At 40.0% G+C, this 16,210-nt stretch carries 24 protein-coding genes and 2 pseudogenes; 2 read left to right on the top strand and 24 right to left on the bottom strand.

The annotated features are described in order from the left end of the window. Window positions 1–11: 11 nt before the first annotated feature. The 10 genes and pseudogenes from IGI42_RS12740 to IGI42_RS12695 all read right to left on the bottom strand — a co-directional run. Window positions 12–344, bottom strand: coding sequence for a phage head-tail connector protein (locus tag IGI42_RS12740; protein ID WP_438716247.1), 333 nt, complete (start codon window positions 342–344; stop codon window positions 12–14). A gap of 10 nt (window positions 345–354) precedes the next feature. Then, complete coding sequence (locus tag IGI42_RS12735) at window positions 355–678, bottom strand: hypothetical protein (protein ID WP_438716246.1); 324 nt, start codon at window positions 676–678, stop codon at window positions 355–357. Window positions 679–694: 16 nt separating this feature from the next. Beyond that, window positions 695–1,780 carry a major capsid protein gene (locus tag IGI42_RS12730; protein WP_438716245.1) on the bottom strand — a complete coding sequence of 362 codons (1,086 nt, stop codon included), beginning with the start codon at window positions 1,778–1,780 and terminating at the stop codon, window positions 695–697. Between the two features lie 12 nt (window positions 1,781–1,792). After that, entirely contained in the window at window positions 1,793–2,194 is a 402-nt protein-coding gene (locus IGI42_RS12725) for a hypothetical protein (RefSeq protein WP_438716244.1), read from the bottom strand. Between the two features lie 12 nt (window positions 2,195–2,206). Beyond that, the gene (locus tag IGI42_RS12720; protein WP_438716243.1) at window positions 2,207–2,872 is read right to left on the bottom strand and encodes a DUF4355 domain-containing protein; all 666 of its coding nucleotides are present in this window, start codon (window positions 2,870–2,872) and stop codon (window positions 2,207–2,209) included. 156 nt (window positions 2,873–3,028) lie between these two features. Continuing rightward, window positions 3,029–3,718: a hypothetical protein gene (locus tag IGI42_RS12715; RefSeq protein WP_438716242.1), complete on the bottom strand. Its 690-nt coding sequence runs from the start codon at window positions 3,716–3,718 to the stop codon at window positions 3,029–3,031. Between the two features lie 59 nt (window positions 3,719–3,777). Then, a complete protein-coding gene (locus IGI42_RS12710) occupies window positions 3,778–4,014 on the bottom strand; it encodes a hypothetical protein (protein WP_438716241.1) in 237 nt (78 codons plus the stop codon). After that, window positions 4,001–4,216: a hypothetical protein gene (locus tag IGI42_RS12705; RefSeq protein ID WP_438716240.1), complete on the bottom strand. Its 216-nt coding sequence runs from the start codon at window positions 4,214–4,216 to the stop codon at window positions 4,001–4,003. Before IGI42_RS12705 ends, IGI42_RS12710 begins: the two co-directional genes overlap by 14 nt. Before the next feature lie 64 nt (window positions 4,217–4,280). Further along, window positions 4,281–4,532, bottom strand: a complete 252-nt coding sequence (locus tag IGI42_RS12700; RefSeq protein WP_438716239.1) for a hypothetical protein — start codon at window positions 4,530–4,532, stop codon at window positions 4,281–4,283. A 466-nt stretch (window positions 4,533–4,998) separates the two neighbouring features. Continuing rightward, window positions 4,999–6,231: pseudogene (locus IGI42_RS12695) on the bottom strand (minor capsid protein); the annotation flags it as partial. 51 nt (window positions 6,232–6,282) lie between these two features. Here IGI42_RS12695 and IGI42_RS12690 point away from each other — a divergent pair. Further along, the gene (locus IGI42_RS12690) at window positions 6,283–6,930 is read left to right on the top strand and encodes a hypothetical protein (protein ID WP_438716238.1); all 648 of its coding nucleotides are present in this window, start codon (window positions 6,283–6,285) and stop codon (window positions 6,928–6,930) included. Here the strand turns inward: IGI42_RS12690 and IGI42_RS12685 are convergent. The 11 genes and pseudogenes from IGI42_RS12685 to IGI42_RS12635 all read right to left on the bottom strand — a co-directional run bounded on the left by IGI42_RS12685 (window position 6,836) and on the right by IGI42_RS12635 (window position 15,219). Continuing rightward, complete coding sequence (locus IGI42_RS12685; RefSeq protein ID WP_438716237.1) at window positions 6,836–7,291, bottom strand: ribosomal-processing cysteine protease Prp; 456 nt, start codon at window positions 7,289–7,291, stop codon at window positions 6,836–6,838. The two genes, IGI42_RS12690 and IGI42_RS12685, sit on opposite strands and share 95 nt — an antisense overlap. Then, entirely contained in the window at window positions 7,272–8,699 is a 1,428-nt protein-coding gene (locus IGI42_RS12680; protein WP_438716236.1) for a phage portal protein, read from the bottom strand. The genes IGI42_RS12685 and IGI42_RS12680 overlap by 20 nt, the downstream gene beginning before the upstream one ends. A gap of 15 nt (window positions 8,700–8,714) precedes the next feature. Beyond that, complete coding sequence (locus tag IGI42_RS12675) at window positions 8,715–10,010, bottom strand: PBSX family phage terminase large subunit (RefSeq protein ID WP_438716235.1); 1,296 nt, start codon at window positions 10,008–10,010, stop codon at window positions 8,715–8,717. Window positions 10,011–10,015: 5 nt separating this feature from the next. Then, window positions 10,016–10,855: a phage terminase small subunit gene (terS, locus tag IGI42_RS12670; RefSeq protein ID WP_438716234.1), complete on the bottom strand. Its 840-nt coding sequence runs from the start codon at window positions 10,853–10,855 to the stop codon at window positions 10,016–10,018. A 73-nt stretch (window positions 10,856–10,928) separates the two neighbouring features. After that, window positions 10,929–11,366 (bottom strand): hypothetical protein, encoded by a 438-nt coding sequence (locus tag IGI42_RS12665; RefSeq protein WP_438716233.1) that lies wholly within the window; start codon window positions 11,364–11,366, stop codon window positions 10,929–10,931. 51 nt (window positions 11,367–11,417) lie between these two features. Beyond that, a complete protein-coding gene (locus IGI42_RS12660) occupies window positions 11,418–11,624 on the bottom strand; it encodes a hypothetical protein (protein ID WP_438716232.1) in 207 nt (68 codons plus the stop codon). Window positions 11,625–11,760: 136 nt separating this feature from the next. Further along, complete coding sequence (locus IGI42_RS12655) at window positions 11,761–12,786, bottom strand: DNA cytosine methyltransferase (RefSeq protein WP_438716231.1); 1,026 nt, start codon at window positions 12,784–12,786, stop codon at window positions 11,761–11,763. A gap of 127 nt (window positions 12,787–12,913) precedes the next feature. Beyond that, window positions 12,914–13,313: pseudogene (locus IGI42_RS12650) on the bottom strand (ParB N-terminal domain-containing protein); the annotation flags it as partial. 108 nt (window positions 13,314–13,421) lie between these two features. Beyond that, entirely contained in the window at window positions 13,422–14,048 is a 627-nt protein-coding gene (locus IGI42_RS12645; RefSeq protein WP_438716230.1) for a hypothetical protein, read from the bottom strand. 307 nt (window positions 14,049–14,355) lie between these two features. Further along, window positions 14,356–14,826 (bottom strand): ArpU family transcriptional regulator, encoded by a 471-nt coding sequence (locus IGI42_RS12640; protein ID WP_438716229.1) that lies wholly within the window; start codon window positions 14,824–14,826, stop codon window positions 14,356–14,358. A gap of 156 nt (window positions 14,827–14,982) precedes the next feature. Next, window positions 14,983–15,219, bottom strand: coding sequence for a hypothetical protein (locus IGI42_RS12635; RefSeq protein WP_438716228.1), 237 nt, complete (start codon window positions 15,217–15,219; stop codon window positions 14,983–14,985). Between the two features lie 50 nt (window positions 15,220–15,269). Here IGI42_RS12635 and IGI42_RS12630 point away from each other — a divergent pair, with 50 nt between their 5' ends. After that, window positions 15,270–15,485, top strand: coding sequence for a hypothetical protein (locus IGI42_RS12630; protein WP_438716227.1), 216 nt, complete (start codon window positions 15,270–15,272; stop codon window positions 15,483–15,485). Between the two features lie 54 nt (window positions 15,486–15,539). Here the strand turns inward: IGI42_RS12630 and IGI42_RS12625 are convergent, their stop codons facing one another. The 3 genes from IGI42_RS12625 to IGI42_RS12615 are packed head-to-tail and all read right to left on the bottom strand — an operon-like array spanning window position 15,540 to window position 16,209. Beyond that, entirely contained in the window at window positions 15,540–15,776 is a 237-nt protein-coding gene (locus IGI42_RS12625; RefSeq protein ID WP_438716226.1) for a hypothetical protein, read from the bottom strand. After that, window positions 15,763–15,900, bottom strand: a complete 138-nt coding sequence (locus IGI42_RS12620) for a hypothetical protein (protein WP_438716225.1) — start codon at window positions 15,898–15,900, stop codon at window positions 15,763–15,765. Before IGI42_RS12620 ends, IGI42_RS12625 begins: the two co-directional genes overlap by 14 nt. A gap of 48 nt (window positions 15,901–15,948) precedes the next feature. After that, a complete protein-coding gene (locus tag IGI42_RS12615) occupies window positions 15,949–16,209 on the bottom strand; it encodes a hypothetical protein (protein ID WP_438716224.1) in 261 nt (86 codons plus the stop codon). Window position 16,210: the final 1 nt, after the last annotated feature.

Genomic DNA, 16,210 nt, shown 5'->3' with positions numbered 1-16,210 from the left:
TGATCACTTCCTTATAGTTTCTTTATTTTTGCTACACGGTAACGATTGAGCTTAGTTTGGATCTTCTTAGGAATACCGACCTCAAAAGACTGAGATACGCCGCCCTCAGTCTTAGAAGTCTCCCCTTCGTTTCCTTCGGTATTACGGCGGAAAATGTAGAGGTCCTTAATAGCAGATGACATGTGCCCTATGACAGTCTCCCGATTGCAATAATCAAGAGCATCCATCAAAGCATCTTTAATATCATCAGCCAGAACAGCAAGTTTATCGTCACCGGTAATGGAGAATTTCCTAGCAAGTTCTGACTGCAGGTCCTCCACACATTTCTTATTAGTTTCGTTCATATGATCGCTCCTATTCAGATAGGCCAACCTTTTTCTTCGCTAGTGTCAGTAACTCAGGACGTTTAGCTTTGGGTTCGTATGGGACATTTTCTTTATCTAGAAACAGCTTTAGTTCTTCGACTTTCATCGAATCAACATCAATAACATCCTCAGGTAGTTCATCTTCATCAGCAAGTTCTTCAACTACTTTTTCGATGAAAGCTACTCTGCCGTTTGCTTCAGCATTGACTAGATATTCAGCACGTTCTTGATCGACTGTGTCAGAAAAAGGGTAATCATCATTCTTTTTATAATGATGGCCACCCTCGATAAATTCGGATAATACTTTATACATTCAATTGTCCTCCTGACTACGGTTGTGCTACAGCGTCGAGAATAAACACTTTTTCCATGTTCTCAAAGGTAGGTAGCGACAGCATAGATACTTTCGTTTCGACTGTCACAGGATCTTCTTCCGTCATTGTAGTGATTGCCACACCGGTATCAACGATGGATACATTTGATTTCCCGTTAGTCATTAGGTCAGATTCTTCAGGAGTTGTAGCAAAAGCAGTAGTTCCCAAAGCAGTACCTGGCAACAATGCAAATTTGTCATCAGGAATAAATTTAGTCGCTACGCCAGCTTCATTTTCATAAAGTTTATCGTACAGGACAATATCAATTCCCAACTCATTACGGAAGTATTCAACAACCTTTTGACGACCTAGAATAATATCGCCACCGCCGAAAACAGAGATAGTTTTGTTCAATTTGCGATTGGCCACAATCTTGTTTAAAGTTGCTAGATTAGTAACAGCACGTGTAGGAGTTTCTCCAGTGTCTAATTGAATTTTCTCGATACCTGTTTGAATATCATAAAAAGGATCAGCATTCTCAGCGTCAGACCAAGAAACCTTGGCATTGCCCATGTGATTAGGATTAAACTCGTAATCTAACTCGTATTTTTGACCGTTGCCAGTTAATTCAGCTTTACCAGTCATCAGCAGCTGCATACGAGCTACTTCACGAGTAACAGCGGCGCCGTAAGTAAGATCAGTGATATCATCAAAAATCTTTTTCAAGATAGTATCGATCATCAATTGGTTGCCAGATGCCATAACTAGGTTCAATTGTTGGCGTAAGTTTTCATCAATGTATTTCGACTCTTTGAAGAATCCAAGAGTTGTCAACACTTGATCGAATTCTTTACGACCACGTGGAATTGCTCGTGTGCCGAACGTTGATGGTTTCAACATCTTAGGAGCCCCTGTTTCGCCTTTTAACCATTTAATTTCTGTTCCCAACTGTTTGTCTGCAGGAAATAACTCTTCTCCAAGAAATGGAGGTAGCGTTTGTTGCTTTTCAGTCCAGTAAGCAGCTACTTCTGGCGCTGTTACCATTGTGTAAATAGATTGTTCAGCAAACAACTGTAAATTCATTGGTAATTTCATTTTCATTTGATTATCCTCCTACGCGTTTCGTTTAACGAAAGTGACTTTGCCAGCTAAAGCAGTTTTAGCACCAGACTCTACAGTTAGTGCAGTGTCTAATCGGTTTTCATTGACGAATCCGAAAACCACAACAGTTCCGTTAGCGGGGCCATTAGTTACATCTACCTCATACAGCAATACACCTTGGGTTGATGGGGCATCGCCGGCTGTGTTAGTGACTTTCAATTCAGCCATCTCATCAGCCAAGAAGTTATCACTGCCACCAACTGGTGTACCTGCTGGAATGATCTTCCGTCCGCTCGCATCAGCTACCACGCCGTCTGCTTTGATTTGAGCGCCAAACGCTTGATACAGTGTTGCGTTGGCTAAAATTTGTTTAATGTTCTTTCCTTTGTTCGTTACTGTGCCCATTTTGGCCATAACTAATTCCTCCTAGTTTTTAAAGAATTTACTTTCTTGTTTTTGTTGACCTTGTTTAGCCAAACGCGCACCTAATGAACCTTTTTCAGATGCGCCGCTAGAGCTACCAAACTTAGGTGGCTGAGCAGAACTTGCTAAACGTTCCTTAACACCTTCCTCGACTGCTGCTCGGAAAGCTTTCTCAATGCTGTCAATTGATTTCATGCATGCATCAGCATCAGTAAGAACAACCGCATCGATCAGTTCTTTAGGAAGACTACGCTCCGTCAACTCTTCAAAAGCTTCAAGTCGAAGTTCACGTCGGGTGATATCCGCTAAGCGTTCAGCCTCAGCCTCTTGCTTTTTCTTCTCTTCTAGCTGTGCTTTTTCTTCAGCTGACATTTGAGCCATGCGAGCCGCTTCACTTTTAGCAGCTTCAAGTGCTTCTTGTTGCTCTGCTTTCCACTTAGCTTGGGTGGTTTCCAAGGATTTGGCTAAACGTTTATCGACAAATGAATCAAGTTCCGACTGGTTTGCGAAAGAAATTGGCTCTGTGCCTGCTCCAGCTGGCGGCGTTCCACCAGATCCGCCGGCACCGCCTTGTTCTCCTGATCCGCCTTCGCCACCTCCTTCAGCAAACATTTGCAGATTAAGGTCTAGTAATTTCTGTTCACATTTTTTTGCGATAAATTCTTTCATAGATTGATTTCTCCTTTTCCCATGCACGTTTAAAATTTGGCATAACAAAAAGCACCCCATCCACGCTTTCGCCCAGACACGATGCTTGCTAATTTGCTATTCAGTTTTAAACCCACATACGATTTGTGCTCACTTAATTTATAGAGCCCAAAGTAGCTAATGGGCTTTTCTTTGAAATTCTTTATTCAACTCTTGAACAAAACTGATTTTGTCGATCAGCACCGCGGTTGCAATATCATTTACGGATTCATATTTTATCTCGTCGACTTTTGTTAATTCTTTATCTTCTTGAAAGTCGCCCATTTGTGAGAAAAGAGAGTGCGCATGTTCCTTTAACTCCAAAAACATGGTATGAACTTTAGTATTTAAGTAATAGGTGTTAAAAAATGTGAATAACTCATCTATCACTTTATACAGTCTGATATAACTTTGATGGCTATATAATTCAAGATAATCGCCTCTTTTTCCCTTTTCTTCATAGAATAAAATTAGTGATCGCAATACCACTAGATCACTATATATTGTTTCAAAACTCGCGATAGCTACTTCAAAATCTTCTATTCTTTTCTTCTGATAATAAAACTTATTTTGAATACTTATGTTTTTATCGAAATATTTTTCCAATTGCTCAATAAATTTTTTATCATCGGCTACCTTGTATTCAGCTAGTAATTCAGCATTCTTTTTGTCAACATGCTTGTTTATCAAAAGCGTTGTTATAACCGCTAAAAGTGCAGTGGCAAAAGTAGATATAATTGTAATGATCAAGTCTTCAGTGAAACTTCCAGTATGAATTATTTGGATTGGTGGAAAGTTTTGATTGGTTAAAGTTGGTAGTTGGTTCATTTTTATCACTCCTTTTTATTAGAATATTACCAAAAAGGAGTGACAGTAGCTAATTAATTTTAAGACTGTTTAGTTCCTTCAACCCCACGTGCCTCACGATCAGCAGTACGCTTATCCTGCCACATGATAGCCTCATCAAGCTTTGTTAAAGTGATGGAATTTTCCCGACATGGGAACTCAGCATTCAATGCTGCTAATCGATCACGGCAGACCTTCAGGACATCTACGATCTGAACACCATTTAATCCTGCTTCTTTCACTGGACCTACTTGCCACTTGATATCAATGTTTTCCATTCTTTTTTCCTCTTTTCATATTATTCTTAAACGCTGGGCCCTCGACAGCAACCGTGATGGTCACTTTATCGTTAAACTTATCGGGGACCTTGATTTCTTTCAGCGCCTGAATGATTGCTTGTTCTGTAGTAGCTGCTGTAACGAAAGTAAAATCGCGCCACTTTCCCCACACATGCTTCATTGTCACCTTGAATACATACATACCTCCACCTCGTTTTTGAGCATAAAAAATAGCACCCGATCACTATTCAATGATTGGATGCTATTTATTGAGCTTGATAAAATGTCATTTTGACTTCTGGGAAAATTTCAACAAATGACTTCCCGTCAAAAACGGGTAATCTAAGTATTTCTTCTCTGTCTTCAGAGCGAGTTTCAGCTATCTTTTTCTCAGGAGACTCTATAATGAAACAGCCTGGACCTTCATTGTAACCCAAGTAGTAATGCTTGTTCTTGTAGATGAACTCCATTTCATAGTTAATCTCAAGACTAAAAAGGATATCATTCATCGTAGCCATTCTTCTCACTCCATTCTTTTACGATCTTCTCAGCTGTTGTCAGTTCCCGCCAACCTTTTTCACGTTTCGCTGCAAGTTCGCCTTTTTTCTTTTCATAAGGCGTCCAATTATGCGCATGGGGAACAACAGGGTGAGTAATTGGATTGCCGTGAGCTGTATAATCCAAATCCAAACGTGGTTTCCCCGTTTTTCCATAAAAACGACGCTGGAAATGTTCAGAACCGTCAAAGGCATCTACCACTGAATTAGGCCTATGGTTAAATGGGATATTTCTGCCCGGAACCCTTGAATAGTCATCGAAAGCTTTTTTCATTCCTTTGACATCACGGTAAAGACTCTTTAACTCCGTCCACCCCTCACCATCATTATACTTGGTTTCTTGGTATTCTTCCAATGTTTCTGGACTATATTCAGCTCCAAGAACATCCTTAAGCCTTTTGTAATCAGCAGCGTCTTTCTTACGATTAACAATCTTTTGCTGCTGGACTTCGATCTCTTTATCGGAGTATTTCTCTTTAAGCTTGTTCATCCAATCGTTATAAGTATCCTGCTGTTGAATAGTCATTGTCTTTCCACTAATCGGATCGTTTGCGGTACGTTTCCCACGCAGTGAGCGCCTTCCCAGATAAGCGACGGCAACAGTTCGGCACCATGGGTGAAACGGCGGATACGTGCCCTCAGCACCATTTACAACAGCATCAGCAACTAAGAAAATCCTGCCGTCTTTCTTGCGGCATATTTTGGAGGTTCGCAAATCCAAGACAGCAACGAGAATATACTGTTCTACGCCCCTGTCACGCCATGCCTTGAGTTTTGCCTGATTAGCCATGTAATTGGCCTCAGTCCTTATTAAACGCTGTGCAACGCCGATAGAACGGTCAAACTCCGCAGCAATTGTTTTAGCCATTTCGAACTCGGACATGCCGGTCATGGATTCAACGGTGAACAACTCTTCAAGCCGTTTGGCCAGCGCTTCGGTGTCCTTCCAGATCCGCTTAGAGTAGTTGGACTCATGCCAGTGACTGTCCAAAATATTTTTGGTGTACCTGGTCGACAACTCTTTGAATTCATAATCTGTTTTGCGGTAATCTTTGTTGTTCCAGACCTCAATCGGAACGCCGCGTTCTTTCGCCTGCTTGAAGTTCTCAATTTTCGAGTCATACTTCTGACCATCCCAGACATTGATAATTGCATCAGATTTGGCTTGTTCGATCTGCTGGACAACAGCTTCGGCAGTCGCTTCACGGTATGAGTCATGAATCACATCGATGTAAAACTCAGTTGATTTATCCAGCTGCACGTCGGCAATTTGCTTAGAAAATAAAAAAGACTTGGCTTTCAAGTCTTCGGCGCGGGTTATTCGATCTTTAAATGCTAAAGCGGTGAGCCGCTTCTTTGCCGACTCTTGCAGATCAGGATCTGTAACATCTGCTGCCAACTTCCGTAATTCGACTAATTCATCAACGTGGACAAATTCATTAAGGACGCGTTCAACTTCTTCGGCATCCATCCCTGTGCGCTGTTTAGTCCTTTCGAATAGTTTCCGTGCTTTCCTTGTCAGATAAGTTTGAGCTTGGCGATAGGCGCGGATAACGACTTGCTCGACTTGCTGGGCGACATCGTTTACCTTCTTTTCTTGCTTAATGCCGCGGTTGATCCAGTAGGAGTTTTCTTCTTGCTTCTTTTTCTTCGAAGCCATGCTAAACCTCCCTCCACTTTGGTATAATTCATATGAAATGGAGATGATTGAATGGAATTATTAAATACTTTGCTAAGCCTCATTAATACTGCTTTTTCATATGTTATTGATAATTGGATCGCTATCGCAGCACTTGCAGCTTCTTTTATTGCTATTAAACAAGAATCAATAACATTAGACTTTGATCCAGAAGGAAGAAGCCGGTGGGTCAAAGCTATTATTCTTGATGATGGGCAATCCATAGTAAATGATTACGGTATTGTTCACACAAACATTCGCATAATTAACCGATCGAACTATGATATTTCTTACTTCGATTTGAAAGTATCCGATGGGACAAACCCATGCCAATTGCAGTACTACCATACAAAAAGTTTTAATGTGATCACTGGGCTCAAAGACCGCCACGCTATTTCCTTTTTCGATTCTAATGATGCAAATCAAGGAATTGACTTGCCTGATGGTGATTTTGGAATCCTGAAAGCTCATTCTGTAACATCTATAGATATTATGGTGTCACCAGAAGAAGGTACTGAAAGTCTCTTTATCATGCTTAAGGTTGCAAAGAAAAGAAGCCTACTCAGAAAGCCAAAGCAAGGATACATTAATTCACCTTATCAAAGCTACTCTGCGCTAGTCCCGGTGGATAAATCGTTAAAACCTGATTATCAGGAACTGACACGGATTCTGCAAAACTAACTGCTTCTTCTTCAGAACCGAATACTTTTGAATATCCATGGACAGCATATCTTACTTTTGCTGTCTTTTTTTCTTCAATGTCTACTGAAACATTATCGGGATAATGCATCTGAATATCTGAAAGTGCTGTATATAGCGTATCAACCAAAGTATCGCAGACCTCGTTCTCCACATTGATCAAGACTTCATTATCGTTAATTGTTACAGCAGAACAACAAATCAGTTTGTTGGTGATCGCCGTGTACAAAGCGGAGACAGCAGCGCACACGATATCCTTTCCGAGATCGGCATAATTAGCATGGCCAGTTATTTGATAACGAGTGTACCGATCGTTTTCTTTATTAAATGTTGCTTTGATCATCGTCATCCTCCTCTGGCGGTTCATCCAAGTCGCTGTGGCTGTCATCTGATTGGATGCCTAGCGCCTTAGCCTGCATGGTTAGATTCTTTTCTTTTTGTTCCTCAAGCATTTCAAGCACACTTTTCGGATCATCAATATCATCCAACCAACCAAGGCTGATCAGCAGCGGAATAAACTCCTGTGAGTCTCTGATTTGCTGAATGATGTTAGAACGGTCGATCGGTAGATTAGGTTTAAACTTAATCGTTGTCCCCTCAACATCGATGTTATGACCTTTCACAGTCAAGATATTTTGTAGTAACCGCAGTCGTTCAATGATGCCATCTTCCAGATAACCAATCTTGATGGAGAGAATCAGCAACAATCCAAATAGCTTATACTTCATCGCTTCACCAGATATGTTTCCGGCAAATTGTTCATCGTTCAGGTTAGGAACATAGGTTGTCTTGTGAAAGTCACCCAGCAAAGAGTCAGCCAAGGTCTGAACTTCAGACTCCTGAAAAGTATTTGTTACATACTCAGCATTAGCCCCTAAATCTTTAGATGGTGCTTCAAGTACGACATTGCCATCAACAGATTTATCAGCTTCATCAGGCAACGTGAACCCATAAAGGATCATAATAGCTTTGATGAAATTCTCTTTATCCTTAATGCGGTCCGTCTGCAGTAAATTATATTTATCTATCTGCGACAGTTGCTGTTCATAATCACCTTGCTTTTCCTCGTTATTTCGGAACTCTGTCACCGGAACATCTTGATAGAAGTGTTCACGTACTTTCGGTTCCTTGAGCATCGTTGATTTATCCAACTTCTTATTTTTTGAAAAGTAGGTGATCTGCCACTTGCTGGTAAAAATTGTCACTTCCCAGAATTTAGTACGCTTCAGGTCTTCCTTCTCTAACGGACGAATAGCAAACAGCTTATTCTTCTCAACAGTGTCATCAACAACAAGAATCATTCCTCTAGGATCAATCCAGGCAATCTTTGGAATAGTTTCATTCGTTGTACCAGGTTTGATCGCTAAGTAGTGAAGCTCATAGCCGACTCCCATTGCGGAGAGGCCTTTCTCCAGCTCTTTATCATGCTTCTTAATACGCATAGTATCCAGAGCTTCCAACACCGGACTAATATCTTTATCATTAGCTGCTGTGTAAGAAATAGGTGCACCAACAGTAAAACCTACCATCATGTCCGTTACGTACTTAGCGTTATTTACAAACACTTCGTCACGATCATGTGGTAGGTCTTTTGGTTCTTCATTAATTTTATGCGGGTTGCCTTCATAATAGTCAAACAGCATCTGAAGTCGCGGAATCTCTTTTTCATGCTCCTCAATACAGTAGTTGATGACATCAAACGATGGATTGTTGATATCTCCGGCTAGTTCCCGGTCAATTGCAATAGCCACTTTCTCACCTCAGTCCTATCTTCTTAAATATTTTGGTTTCTTCTTAATTTTCGCAACTCTATTGGTGAACACGTCTTCTAATGAATAGCGTGATGCATCAATTGAGTGATTGTTGTGATCAGGGTATTCACCTTTAAGGTTGCCGTTCTTATCACGTTCTAGTTCATAAGTAGTAAACTCACGCTTAGTATTCGGGCAGCGGTATGGATCGATAATGATTTCCTCCAAATCCTGCAGGAACTTCATACCGTGATCAATACTGCCAGGGCCTTTCTTGGCTCCAACAATTTTAAGTCCTAATTGCTTCAGTTCGTTATTAGTTCTTGGCTCTGCACTATCAGCAGTGATGATGCCATTCTCTGGATCAACCTTTTTAATCTCTTCGACAATACGCAGATTAGACAAAGCTGTCTTATGCACTTCTGCGAAGATGTAGAGCTTCCTTCTTGTAGAATCGAAGTAATTTTTTGTGAAGTGCATTGGATCGCCAGCGTAACCATGGTCCATCCCTCGGTGAATCTTGTCGAAGGTGGCAATCTCCTCATCGGTAATGACACGGACAGTAACATTCTTGAAGACCTCTGCGCCGGTACCAGTGATGAGCCCCATATACTCGTGATCGTATTTGTCCCTGTTAACCTTTTTAAGGTGTTCTGCTTCCTGGATGAATAATTCCCCTAGCCACTCTGCAGGAACCGTTAGGTAATCACTGTGGTGGACGAAAACCTCATCTCGGAGCTTTTGTTGCTCAACTTCAATATTCACCCAGTTAGTATTTGACTCAGGCGGGTTATATGAATAGAACAACGTGATCCCAGAACCACCACGACCAAGTGACTGCGTGATTGTTCGCAACTCGGCCATACTGTTGAATTCATCGACTTCTTCATACCAGATAAACTTTGCGTAACCTCGGCGGAATTTGCTGGCTTTAACCTTCTTGGGTTTCTCAGCACCCTTGAAGACTATTCGCTGGCCAGTTTTGATCTTAGTGATCCGCAGCGGCTTGATTGATGCATGATATTCATCGGTAAGCCCGAGGATATCAATAGCCCAAAGCATCTGTTCATAAACCGACTCTCGCAGTGTCTCAGCGACTTTCCGGAGAACTACTGCATTAGCATTCGGATCTTTCTCCATACCCAGTATTATTTCAACTGAGATTGCTGAAGACTTGGTGGAACCCCGTCCGCCTTTTAACCAGTAAGAAGAATTCAAGCCTTCCTTAACAGCTATATGGAATGGGTAGAATGATGGAGCCAGCACATCAGTGAGCTGAACATTCTTTTGAGTGATCATTTTAGCAGCCATAGAAATCACCTAATATCGTCGATGATATTAATGACTGTGCCGCCATCACTTTCATCGCTATCTTTATTGATAAGTGCCCGAGTGGTCTGAGCTTTCGTGTAATCCGTCTGAGCTTCATTCCTGGTGATCTGCCGATCCATTAAGGCCATACGCTTCTCAGTTAAATTGAGGTCATTCAGCTGCTTAACAGCACGAGTGAGCTGGGCGCTGATCCTGGTTAGTGCTTCCTCGATTGCTAGGATGTCCTCGATCTTGCGAAATATTTTCTCTCGCTTCTCAGTGATGACCATCGCAGGAACCTCGATCGAAACCTTCTTTCCGCCCTTCTCCGAATCAATAAACTGCTTGCGGCCGCGGAGCTCATGAAGTTGTTCGACTTCTTTTTGATCAAGTCCATTCTCGGCTGCCTTGATACGGTTCATCATCCTGTGCTGCCGAATTTTTAATAATCTGATCTCTTCAGACAAAACAAAGAGAGGGTCATCACTCAATCCTGAGTAGATTTCCCTCTCTTCTTTGGTTAACGTATCGGCGAATATGGTTTCGTACTCGCCAGTTTTTACTGCGTTCTTATTGCCAGGCGGTGGTGAAGCTCGGCTGTTACCGCGGTTACCTTTAGCATTTTGATTGCCGATCGGCGCACCTTTTTGTTTAGTAACGTTACCTTTGCTATTGGTAGCATTACCATTTAACTCGCCGTCCCATTTATCTAACGATTTCCATTTTCTTATCTGAGAATCTGAAACGCCAAATTCTTTTGCAATATCCTTCAAAAGCTTTTTGCCGTTGGACTCCAGAAACATTTGCTTCGCCTGTTCTCTTCTAGGGTCTCTTTTTCTAGCCATCCATTCACCACCACCTCGCTATCGTTGTTGTTTGAGTTTTGTTTTACTGAGAGCTATCCTTAGTGATTGATACTCACTCTTTGGTGTCTTTCTTACTAATGAAGTTCAAAAGAAGAAACAAAATAAGAATTCCACCAACAAAGGCGGCGATTGAAACCATTAGTGTAAAAAAAACCTCATACGCTTGATAAGTAGATAACAATCCGGTAAATTTTGCGCTTTGAGTAGTACTCCAATCAATAATCAGCTCTCTCAAAGAAGAAGTGAATTTAGCTGAAGCATAAATAATTACCCAGAAAAATTTATAAAAAGATAGTTTCGCATCAAGTCGATCAGATATTTTTTTGCTTAATAATATCTCATAAGTTTTTTTATCTAGGGCCAATACTAATATTGTTACCAATTCTACAGCAGGTTTCACTCTTGTTAAATTAACTAAAAAGTACATAATCACGTAAAAAAACAATCCCAATATTGCTCTCGAAAAATATTCCTTTATTTTTTCGAACATTTTAATCACCTCAGACTAAAAGCTAGCATACATTTTCAGAAATGTATATGATCACTTTTCAATATCCTTCAACATCAAATCTGCTTCAATTAACGTCTTGAGGTCGCTGACCGAATTAAGCTTTATTTCCCCAGCTTGCAGGTTAGCAAGCCATTTACCTAAAGCTACTCGGATAATCTTTTTGTATTCTTCAATCGATTCTGCTCTTTCCAAAGCCTTTTCGATTTCATACTCTAAGTCAAAGTTTTCATTTTCCATTTGTTTGCACGCTCCGCATCTGCTAAAATGCTAAAAGATACAGAGGGTGTCGAAAATCCACGCGTGGGAATTCTCTGTATCTTCGGAGCTTAGTGCTCTGTAAGAAGGGTCGGTGTTAGCGCACCGGCCTCTTTTTTTAATCCAACCATTGTATATAAATTTGTTCAGCTATCTTTTTCATCATGATAGGTGGAACGCTCATCCCACATACGTACTGGACATTCTTGTCCAAAAAATTATAATCTTGAGGAAAAGTTTGGATTCGAATAAAGTCTTCTCTTGAAATAAATTCAGGGACATCATCTCTAAGATACATTGAAGAAGACGTTATTGTATTTGGAACTAACTGGTCCTTAAAGATGATGGTACTGAAATTACTATCTCTTCCAAATTCTCTCTTCATGACATCCCCTAAACTACGATCATTTGGTCTCCTTTTCTCCCAACGTTTGTAAGTCTCGGATTCAGTAGGGATCTTTCTTCCACGTCCACTTCTTACATCTCCATACGTGATAGGTGTACAAGAAAATTCCAAATTAAGCTTAGGAAATTTTAAATCCTTACGATGACAGATAAAAAAGACTCTTTCTCGCTTTTGCGGTACACCCATCGTTGCAGCGTTGAGTCTGAAAAGTTGCGTTACATATCCTGCTCTATCCAAAGACTCAATGATTTTTGAAACATAGCCTCGTGCGTTTCCCAAAATCAATCCGACGACGTTCTCAGCAACAATTACCTTTGGCTGTAGAATTTCTGCTGTACGGATAAAGTCAAAGAAAAGATCGTCTAGCCTCTGTTTAGTTTGACCTTCTCGGAACTTAAATTCTCCACCCCACTTTTCTTCTCTTTTCCCAGAAACTGAAAATGTAGAGCATGGTGGGGATCCGTCTAGTACATCTAAATCAAATAACTCACTAGGAAGCTCTTCAATCGGGAGTTGATTAAACTCTTGAATAGGCATTTGAAACGGAAATTTGGGATGATGATTTTCTATGTAGAGTTTCATCATGGCTGAATCAATTTCAACATTCCCAATTACATCAAAGCCAGCTAACTTATAGCCCATAGAAGAGCCACCACCGCAGCTGAAACAAGAGAATACTTTCAGTCTATTTTTTTGAACCTTTTCAATATCTTTGATACTCCAATTCCAATCGCTCATCTGCTTCTCTCCTGTGAAAATCTAAAACCACATTTTGGACATTCACAGTCAAACTTGTCCTCCGAAAAATCAGAGATATCAATCTCGCTGTTTGAAAAATCATCACTTAAGTCTTGAGGAACAACCGAGAAAGACTTTAATAAATCCTCGACTTCGTTATCACTAAAGCCAGTTAGAACTATTTGTTCTTTAGATAATTCTTCTAAAAGCGTAGCAAGTTTTTCATCATCCCACCTACCCGAAATCTTGTTAAGAGCCGCATTAAGAGCTTTTTCTTTGTCGATAGGTAAATCGACCACTGATACTTCTATCTCTTCCCATAGACCTAAATATTCAGCTACGGCAACACGCTGGTGACCACCGACTAAGTTGCCTGTCTGAATATTGAATATTGGAGGATCAACAAAGCCAAATTCTTCAATTGACCTTTTTAAAACTTCAAATTCCTCCATTCCAGGCACTAATTCGATTCTCGGATTATACGGCGCTGGTTTTAAATCAGAAATTCGCATCTTCTTAATGTTCATCAGTATTTTCCTCCAAAATAAAAAGACCGCCGAAGCGATCTTAATTCCTATATGTAGCAGCAACCTACACGAAAAGCTCTTATTGCCAGCGGTAAAAGATAAATTACCTCATGAGGGCTCCCGCAAGCTATCCATAATCTCCATTAGGGTTTCACCCAGTTTGCCATTCAACTTTTTTGTAATTCTATGAAAATCCATTATACTCGAATAGGACTCAGTTCTTTCAGAACCTACTTTTGCCGTATTAGTTATCATTTCCATACTATACGACTTAGCATCATCCCATACCGATTTTAAATCTGGAAAGTAATTGACAAGAACATCGACATTTTCTGTCAATTCAATTCTTTTTTTCCGATTCTCTTCTATGATTCTTCCGAGTTCTATTTCTTTATCGAACTCACATTTGTATGATTGAGTCAGTTCCAAATGTATCTCCGCATCTTTTTTACTTACTTGTATCCATTTATTATATTCATGTTGCAACTCCGTCATTTTTTCAAGTAATAACCTGTTGATAAAATTGTGATTATCAAGCGATTTTTGCATTTCATATTGCAGCTCAATCTTTTTTATCTCGCTTTCCAACTGTGCCTTTAAGTTCCTCTCTGTACTTTTAGATTGAACTTTAGCAACGATATATGAAACAACAGCAGATATAATTATCCCGAATAATCCTATCATTGCGGCTATAATAACGTCTGATTTGGTAATTTGATTAACAATGTCTGTCATACTGGTTCCTCCGGTATATTAGTTCGATACAATTATTATACCAGAGAAAATAGGCGGCACTTGTTGAAATTAAAAGGAAGGAGTGTTCATCTCCTTAAGTTTATTTATGCCGCCATCTTTATCGCCTTGCAAACGATTATAAAGAATTGAGAGATAGGAACTGTTCCCCCCCTTCAAATTTTAATAGATTTTTGTGAGTGTCTATTAGAATCGATCTAGGGCTCATCTCCTAATCTTTCAACACTATCATAATACTTTAGAATATCAGCATAGTATCAGCACTATCTGCGTACATAATCCCGATGTTTCACCTAAATTTTAATAACTCTAGCGCTGAAGCAAACTGAATTATTGCTTTCGTTGCTTCTTGTGATACTAAGTCTTCACTAATATGATTTCGTTCGGCAGTCACATATACCGAATAGCCTAAAATGTATCGATCGTAAAATATTCGCTTTCTCCTTGTTGTGATATCCGGCTTAAATGGATGCTGAATTACAGAAAATCCTTTTATAAACAGATCGTGCAAATACTCGAATTCTTCCAGAGCCTCCTCATTCTGGATTAGTATTTGTTCAGCTTCTCCCTGATTCTCATTTACTGTACTGGGAGGAATTAGGGAAAAGCTGCTTGTGACTTTTGGTTCACGTGGTTGTCCTACGCGAGTTCTCGCTGGCAGATAAGCTGACAGAAACACTCCAACATTATATTTTGTTTTATCAATGTCCACGCTTTTGGGATCGGGAACTTCGTATTTGCTAACATCAAAAAGTACCATGACCTAAATTCCTCCTGTGGTATAATAGTTTTGCTGAAAAATTATACTTGCCGGAGGAATCCGGCTTTTTTTATTTTTTCTTTGAAGTGCCATTTTCTTTAGCTTTCTGTTTCAACCGGCGTTTTTTCTTTTTAATCTTTGATTTTGTTTTCCCCACTATTGCATTCCTCCTGGTTTCATTTTGAACATAGTTTCCATCCACTGTGCTGTTAGGTATAATGCTTCAAAGTTTGAGAAACCGTTATAAATCAGAGACTCCTTAAAAACTGCTAAATTTCGCGACAATTCTTTAAGAGCTGCGTCTGATTCTTGCTTTGCGTTAATCGCTTCTAAAATATCATGCAAGTCTTGATTGTTAATCGCTGCTTGTCGTTCATTAGACGAGCGATCCATGGAAATCACTCCTTTCTGATGATATACTTTATAAAAAAGGTGGGCTTACAATGACTGTTACTATCAACTTAGAAGATTTGATGAAAAATGTATCTAACTCAACTATAGATTCTATGACTATCCCTTTGACGGAATTTGAAACCCCTACGCAGGCTGCTAAGTACTATCATGAGCATTTAGATTCAATACTTGCGGAGTACGAAGAATGTTTTAAAACAGATTTACAAGCCTATATTGCTAAGCAGATTGCTGAATCATCTGGCTGACATTAGCGGACTATGCTTCAGTACAACTCGTGGTTAGTGGCTTGGTTAATGTGGTTAAGCTTTATTTTCACCTTCGACACCGCGTGCTTCACGGTCAGCCGTCCGCTTATCCTGCCACATGATAGCTTCATCAAGCTTTGTTAAGGTGATGGAGTTTTCCCGGCAAGGAAATTCAGCATTCAATGCTGCTAAACGATCACGGCAGGCCTTCAGAACATCCACGATCTGAACACCATTTACACCTGCTTCTTTTACTGGTCCTTGTTGCCATTTAATATTAATTTTCTCCATTTTCTTTTCCTTCTTTCTTTTCTATTCTATCTTTGGTTAATTGACTTCTAATTTTTTTAACTGCTCTTCCCAATAAGCTATCTTTTTTAGAAGGATGACTGACAACTATTACAAACCCACTCAAATGATCATCCCTTTCCGTCACCAAATAAATTGAAAATATCTTGCTGATTCATTTTGATTCCTCCCTCGACAAGGTTAGTATTTGCTTGCGTTCGACAGTTTCTTTATTTTTTAGATCATATCGACGTTTTATCTCATCAAAATGAAGGTTGATAATCGGTTGATGGTGGTCATATATCGTTAATTCTTTTCCAGCAAACATTGTGGGATTTCTCAAAATAAAACGATACAGCTTAGTGATCCAGTTATAGTGACGCACGACTTCCGGCGCTTCATTAACTCGACTGACATGCCAGCGATATTTTCCCATT

The sequence above is a fragment of the Enterococcus sp. AZ109 genome (assembly GCF_051714625.1).
GTDB lineage: Bacteria > Bacillota > Bacilli > Lactobacillales > Enterococcaceae > Enterococcus_A.
The sequence above is the reverse complement of the archived record's forward strand: the minus strand, read 5'-3'. Positions and strand labels throughout refer to the sequence as shown.